Source organism: Yoonia sp. (genome assembly GCF_036007805.1).
GTDB lineage: Bacteria > Pseudomonadota > Alphaproteobacteria > Rhodobacterales > Rhodobacteraceae > Yoonia.
In genome coordinates, this window is record NZ_DASYOK010000193.1 from 1 (window position 1) to 7,175 (window position 7,175).

5 protein-coding genes and 1 pseudogene are annotated in these 7,175 nt (G+C 57.1%); 4 read left to right on the forward strand and 2 right to left on the reverse strand.

Going from position 1 to position 7,175, the window contains the following annotated elements:
* The coding region (gene rph, locus VGP75_RS11080) for a ribonuclease PH (protein WP_327543723.1) at positions 1 to 314 on the reverse strand (314 nt) is incomplete at its 3' end.
* Between the two features lie 115 nt (positions 315 to 429).
* Between rph and hrcA the strand changes: the two genes are divergently transcribed.
* Together hrcA and VGP75_RS11090 are read left to right on the forward strand one after the other, a co-directional pair.
* Positions 430 to 1,494, forward strand: coding sequence for a heat-inducible transcriptional repressor HrcA (hrcA, locus tag VGP75_RS11085; protein WP_327543724.1), 1,065 nt, complete (start codon positions 430 to 432; stop codon positions 1,492 to 1,494).
* An 11-nt stretch (positions 1,495 to 1,505) separates the two neighbouring features.
* Positions 1,506 to 2,063, forward strand: a complete 558-nt coding sequence (locus VGP75_RS11090; protein ID WP_055684974.1) for a nucleotide exchange factor GrpE — start codon at positions 1,506 to 1,508, stop codon at positions 2,061 to 2,063.
* A 17-nt stretch (positions 2,064 to 2,080) separates the two neighbouring features.
* Here the strand turns inward: VGP75_RS11090 and mutS are convergent, their stop codons facing one another.
* Positions 2,081 to 4,702, reverse strand: coding sequence for a DNA mismatch repair protein MutS (gene mutS / locus VGP75_RS11095; protein ID WP_327543725.1), 2,622 nt, complete (start codon positions 4,700 to 4,702; stop codon positions 2,081 to 2,083).
* Positions 4,703 to 4,825: 123 nt separating this feature from the next.
* Here mutS and VGP75_RS11100 point away from each other — a divergent pair, with 123 nt between their 5' ends.
* Entirely contained in the window at positions 4,826 to 7,081 is a 2,256-nt protein-coding gene (locus VGP75_RS11100) for an NADP-dependent malic enzyme (protein ID WP_327543726.1), read from the forward strand.
* A pseudogene (locus VGP75_RS11105) lies at positions 7,081 to 7,175 on the forward strand (ribokinase); the annotation flags it as partial. The gene VGP75_RS11100 and the pseudogene VGP75_RS11105, both read left to right, overlap by 1 nt.

Consider the following 7,175-nt stretch of genomic DNA (forward strand, 5'->3'; position numbering starts at 1 on the left):
GCGACCCGATCAACACCGGCCCGCAAAGACCGCCCGATCAAACGCTGGATTTCCTGCGTGCGGCCGGATTGCCCGTTCTTGGCCTCACGCCGCATCCGCGTATTTGTCGCCCGTGGCAGCATCCCGTATTCCGCAGTGACCCACCCAAGGCCCGAGTTCTTCAAAAACGGTGGCACCCGTTCGTCAATTGTCGCGGTGCAAAGCACATGGGTATTGCCACATTTGATCAGACAAGACCCTTCCGCGTGCATCGTCACGCCTGTCTCGATTGAGATTTCGCGCATTTCATTCGTTTGACGGCCAGATGGACGCATCGGGTTTCCTCCTATCGGTTGCATCAGCGGCATACGCTGCCCACATATGAAATCCAACCCCGATTGACGCTACCGCAAACTTCGTTTTAATTGCGACGCCTTGCCAGTGGAACCAATGACAGAACAATCGCCAAATATTGACGAAATGAACGCGCGCTCCCGCGAGGTGTTTCGCCGCGTGGTCGAAGGCTACCTTGAAAGCGGCGCACCTGTCGGGTCGCGCACGCTCACCCGCGATTTTTCAGAACAGGTCAGTGCCGCGACGATCCGCAATGTGATGCAGGATCTCGAGTATCTCGGACTGTTGGGAAGTCCCCATGTGAGCGCGGGCCGCATTCCTACACAGCTGGGGCTGCGCCTTTTCGTTGACGGGTTGCTTGAAGTCGGCGATCTCGACGGCCAGGACCGCGAAAAAATTGATCGCACGGTCACGTCGAACAATCAGGACGTTACCTCCGTGCTGGATCAGGTAGGCCAGGCGCTATCTGGCGTGACGCATGGTGCCAGCCTTGTGCTGACCCCGAAGCACGAAGCGCCGATCAAACATATCGAATTCGTCTCGCTTTCTGCCGAACGCGCGCTTGTTGTGCTGGTGTTCGGTGACGGCCATGTCGAAAACCGCGTCTTTACGCCGCCACCCGGCCAAACCCCGTCTTCCATGCGCGAGGCTGCGAATTTCCTGAATGCAATCGCGGCGGGGCATACGCTATCGGACCTCAGCGCCGTAATTGCACGTGAGATCAAAACACGGCGTCAGGAAATCAACGCCTTGGCTGCCGAACTCGTCGAGAATGGCGTCGTTCTTTGGGAGAATGAAGGCGAATCGACCGAGCGGTTGATTGTGCGCGGGCGCGGCAATCTGCTTGGTGAAGGTGGTGACGAGGCTGATCTCGCCCGTATCCGCACCCTGTTTGATGACCTTGAACGCAAGCGTGACATCGCGCAATTCCTTGATCTTGCCGAAGAAGGTGAGGGGGTGCGCATTTTTATTGGCTCCGAGAACAAATTGTTCTCACTTTCGGGTTCATCTCTGGTCGTTTCCCCTTATATGAACGCCGACAAAAAGATCATTGGCGCCGTTGGGGTGATTGGTCCAACACGGCTGAACTATGGGCGCATCGTACCAATCGTGAACTACACCGCAAAGCTGGTTGGCAAGATGATTGTTGACCGCTCGTAAAGGGAAGACTGATGTCTGATAAAGACGAAGAACTACAAAGCCTTGATGAACTCGCAGCTGAAGGCGACGAGATTGATTTCGATGCTGCTGAAGCAAGCTTTGATGAAATCGAAGCCCTGCGCGCAGAGCGTGATGAATTCCGTGACAAGTTCATGCGCGCACTGGCCGATGCGGAAAATACCCGCAAACGGGCCGACCGTGACCGCCGCGAGGCTGAAAACTACGGTGGTTCCAAACTCGCCCGCGACATGCTGCCGGTTTACGACAACCTGCGCCGCGCGTTGCAGTCCTCAGCCGAGGCCGAGCAAGAAGCAAACAAAGCATTGCTTGAAGGTGTCGAGCTGACAATGCGCGAATTGATCAGCGTATTCAAAAAGCACGGAATCGACCCTATTACACCTGAAGTCGGTGATAAATTCGATCCGCAACTGCATCAGGCGATGTTCGAAGCGCCCGTGCCCGGTACCAAAGCAGGCGAGATCATTCAGGTCGCTGCCGAAGGTTTCATGTTGCACGACCGCCTTTTGCGCCCAGCGCAAGTCGGCGTGTCATCCATGCCCGCATCGTAGGGTGGGTGAAACCCACCTTACAGTTTCGCTCGCAACTCATAAATCAGATCAAGCGCATCCCGGGGGCTCAGCTCATCGGGGTGCACATCGCGCAAACGTTCCTCGATAGCCGAGGGCTTTGGCGCAACGCTCACTGGGGCAGGCGTTGCAGAAAACAACGGCAGATCATCAATGATCGCTTTCTGTGCTGTCCCGCCTTCGCGCTCACCTTTTTCCAAAGCTTCCAGAACCACTTTGGCGCGCTCTACAACAACCGAGGGTAATCCCGCCAAACGTGCCACCTGCACCCCATAACTGCGATCCGCGGTGCCGCGCTTCACTTCATGCAGGAAAATCACGTCGCCTTCCCACTCTTTGACAGTGACGGTCGCATTATCCACACCCTCCAGCTTTGCAGATAGCGCCGACATTTCGTGGTAATGCGTGGCAAACAACGCACGACAGCGGTTCACATCATGCAAATGCTCAAACGTCGCCCAGGCAATCGACAAACCGTCATATGTCGCGGTGCCGCGCCCGATTTCATCCAGAATGACAAGCGCCCGATCGTCAGCCTGATTCAAAATCGCTGCCGTTTCCACCATCTCGACCATAAAAGTCGACCGCCCGCGTGCCAGATCGTCCGACGCCCCGACGCGGCTGAACAACTGGCTGACAATCCCGATGTGGGCCTCCGTGGCTGGCACAAAACTGCCCATCTGGGCCAAGATCGCAAGCAGCGCATTCTGCCGCAGAAACGTCGATTTACCGGCCATGTTCGGACCGGTCAGCAACCAGATCGGTGTGTCCGTCAATCCGCAATCATTGGCGATAAATGGCGCGCCGTCTTTCTGCAAAGCGGCCTCAACCACGGGATGCCGCCCGCCTGTGATGTCAAATGCACGGCTGTCGTCCACCCGTGGCCTGACCCAGTTTTCAGTCACTGCCAATTCCGCCAAACCCGCGTGCAAATCAATCTCGGACAGCGCCCGCGCCAATGCACCAAGCGGTCCTGCCTGCGCAATAATTGCCTCCTTTAGGCTGGAATAGAGTCTCTTTTCGATCTCGAGTGCGCGCCCGCCTGCATTGAGGATACGCGTCTCGATCTCTGACAGTTCCACCGTGGTAAAACGCACCTGATTGGCCGTGGTCTGGCGATGAATGAAGGTTTCATTCAGGGGCGGGGCCATCATTTTGCCCGCATGCGTTGCGGTTGTTTCGATAAAGTACCCCAGCACATTATTGTGCTTGATCTTCAGCGAGGACACACCTGATGTCTCGATATACGCCGATTGCATCTGCGCAATCACAGACCGGCCTTCGTCACGTAACTTGCGCACTTCGTCCAATTCGGCGTCATACCCCGGCGCAATGAACCCGCCATCGCGCGACAAAAGCGGCGGTTCTGCAACCAGTGCCTCATCCAGCAGGTCCAACAAAGCCTCATGCCCTGTCAAATCTTGCGTCGCATCCGCCAGAATAGCGGGCAAATCCGCCGGCATCAGTGCGGACAGCACAATGGCTTGTCCGATGGTGTTGCGAATTGCTGCCATATCCCGTGGCCCGCCACGATCCAGCGCCAAACGTGACAACGCGCGGTCCAGATCATGCACACCGCGCAGACTCTGCCGAATATCATTGGTCAGCCGCGCCTGATTGGCCAAAAACCCGACCACATCCAACCGCCCCGTGATGACATCGCAATTGCAGGACGGTGACGAAAGCCGCCGTTCCAGCAGCCGCGCACCACCTGCGGTGACGGTGCGATCAATACAATGCAAAAGTGATCCCTGCTTGCCGCCGTTCATCGCTTGGGTCAGCTCCAATGATCGCCGTGTCGCCGCATCAATCTGCATTGCTGCTGACTGGCCCTCCTGCACGGGGGGGCGCAACAAAGGCAGATTTCCGCGCTGCGTAATATCCAGATATTCAGCGACAGCAGACATGGCACCAATCTCGGCGCGACCAAAGCTGCCAAACGCATCCAATGACCCGACTTTATAGACACTACACAGGCGTTTTTCGCCCGAAACACTGTCAAATGCCGCGGCGCCCAGGGTTGTCAGCGTTGCACCGGAATCAGACACTATTCCAGCCCAATCAGCCTCTGATCCGTCTGCAACAATCACCTCGCGCGGCGTTAATCGTGCCAGTTCGGGGCCCAGTTGCGCGCCCCCGCAAGGCATCACATGGAACGCACCGGTCGAGATATCGACCCAAGCCAGCGCCCCCGCATCGCGCACACTATGATAGGCGGCCAGAAAATTATGCCTGCGCGCATCCAGCAGGGAATCCTCGGTCAACGTACCCGGCGTGACCAGACGCACGACTTCACGCTTCACAACCGCCTTATAGCCGCGCTTTTTTGCTTCGGCCGGGCTTTCCATCTGCTCGCAAACAGCAACACGAAACCCTTTGCGGATCAGCGTCAGGAAATACCCTTCAGCGGCATGATGCGGCACGCCACACATAGGAATATCCTGATCATCATGCTTGCCGCGTTTTGTCAGCGCGATATCCAGCGCTTCGGCCGCAGCAACGGCATCGTCAAAGAACATCTCGTAGAAATCGCCCATCCGGTAAAACAGCAGCGCGTCGGGATGCTCTGCCTTGATTTCCAGATATTGCGCCATCATTGGCGTGACTGTGCTGTTGCTCATGTATCCCCCGGGATCATCCCGCGCACATTACCACCGCATGAAAGCTGCGAAACCCTGAAATGAATCCGTTGCAGGCCCTTGGTAGAAACCGCTATGTCTTGTGGACTGAAAAAGGGGGATCCGATGTCGAAGAATAAACTGACCCGCGAAGATGCGTTGCAATTCCATATGCATCCAACCCCGGGCAAATGGGAAATTCAGGCAACTGTCCCGATGACGACGCAGCGCGATTTGTCACTGGCCTATTCCCCCGGCGTTGCGATCCCCTGCGAGGAAATCGCCGCAAACCCCGCGCTGGCTTATGATTACACCAACAAGGGCAATCTGGTCGCTGTCATTTCCAATGGCACTGCGGTCCTTGGCCTCGGCAATCTCGGCGCGCTGGGCAGCAAACCGGTGATGGAGGGAAAATCCGTGCTCTTCAAACGTTTTGCCGACGTCAATTCTATCGACATTGAACTGGATACCGAAGACCCGGACGAATTTATCAAGGCCGTCCGCCTGATGGGCCCCACTTTTGGCGGCATCAACCTTGAAGACATCAAAGCGCCTGAGTGTTTTATCATCGAACAAACGCTCAAAGAGCAGATGGATATCCCCGTCTTCCACGATGACCAGCACGGGACAGCGGTGATCTGTGCCGCAGGTCTGCTGAACGCGTTGCATCTGTCGGGCAAGAAAATCGGAGATGTCAAAATCGTCCTCAACGGAGCCGGTGCCGCAGGGATCGCGTGCCTTGAATTGCTCAAGGCGATGGGTGCGAAACATGACAACTGCATCATGGCTGATACCAAAGGCGTCATTTACCAAGGCCGGACCGAGGGCATGAACCAATGGAAATCTGCCCACGCTGCCAATACCACCGCCCGCACGCTTGATGATGCGATGAAGGGCTGTGACGTCTTCCTCGGGGTCAGCGCCAAAGGTGCTGTCACACAGGAAATGGTGTCTAACATGGCCGAAAACCCTGTTATTTTCGCCATGGCAAACCCTGATCCCGAAATCACACCCGAAGACGCACATGCTGTGCGCGAAGACGCTATCGTCGCCACAGGCCGCAGCGATTACCCCAATCAGGTGAACAACGTGCTGGGCTTTCCTTATCTTTTCCGTGGTGCGCTGGATATTCACGCCCGCGCGATCAACGACGAGATGAAAATCGCCTGCGCCGAGGCGCTCGCCGCGCTGGCGCGCGAGGATGTGCCCGATGAAGTCGCCATGGCTTACGGCAAGAAGCTGACCTTCGGGCGCGACTACATCATCCCGACGCCGTTCGACCCCCGCCTGATTCACCGCATCCCTACGGCGGTGGCACGGGCTGGCATGAAAACAGGCGTCGCGCGCCGCCCCATCGTAGATATGGATGCCTACGAATTATCGCTCAAATCCCGCATGGACCCGACACAGTCCATTCTACGCAGCCTGAACGCGCGTGCCCGCGCCAACCAGTCCACCGTTGTGTTCGCCGAAGGCGATGATCCCCGCGTGTTGCGCGCCGCCGTTATGTATCAGCGCTCTGGCATGGGCAAAGCGTTGATCGTTGGCCGAAAGGATGACGTGAAACAGAAATTGACAGCCGAAGGTCTGGCCGAGGCCTATGACGAGCTTGAAATCGTGAACGCCGCCACGACCCCCCATTTGGAAACCTATAAGGATTTTCTTTATAAACGCCTGCAGCGCAAAGGTTTTGATGCGCAAGATGTCCATCGCCTTGCGGCGCGCGACCGTCACGTTTTCGCAACGCTCATGCTCGCGCATGGCCACGCGGATGGCATGGTGACAGGGGCGACACGCAAATCAGCGCATATTCTCGAACTGATCAACCACGTCTTTGACGCGGAACCGCATGACGGTGCGGTGGGCGTCACCGCTGTCCTGCACAAAGGCCGGATCGTGCTGATTACAGATACGCTTGTCCATGAATGGCCCGACGAAAACGACCTTGCGGATATCGCCGAACGCGGTGCTGCCGTTGCGCGCGAACTGGGGCTGGAACCGCGTGTGGCCTTCCTGTCTTTCTCGACCTTCGGTTACCCCGTCTCCGAGCGGGCAGAAAAAATGCACAAAGCCCCGCAAGTGCTCGACGCGCGCAAAGCCGATTTCGAATACGAGGGTGAAATGACGGTCGACGTGGCACTCAATGCCGCCGCACAAGAGAACTATCCGTTCCAACGCCTGACGGGCCCAGCGAACGTCTTGGTTGTCCCGGCCCGACATTCCGCCTCGATTTCTGTGAAGCTCATGCAGGAAATGGCAGGCGCGACCGTGATCGGCCCAATCCTGTCGGGTATCGGGAAGCCAATCCAGATCTGTTCGACTGTCTCGACGGTCAACGACATCCTCAACATGGCCGTGATTGCGGCCTGCAAGGTCGACTAATGGCAATCTGGAACCTTGGTTCAATCAACGCGGATTTCGTCTATCGCGTCCCGCATATCCCGGCACCCGGTGAAACGCTGTCGTCCACGGGCCG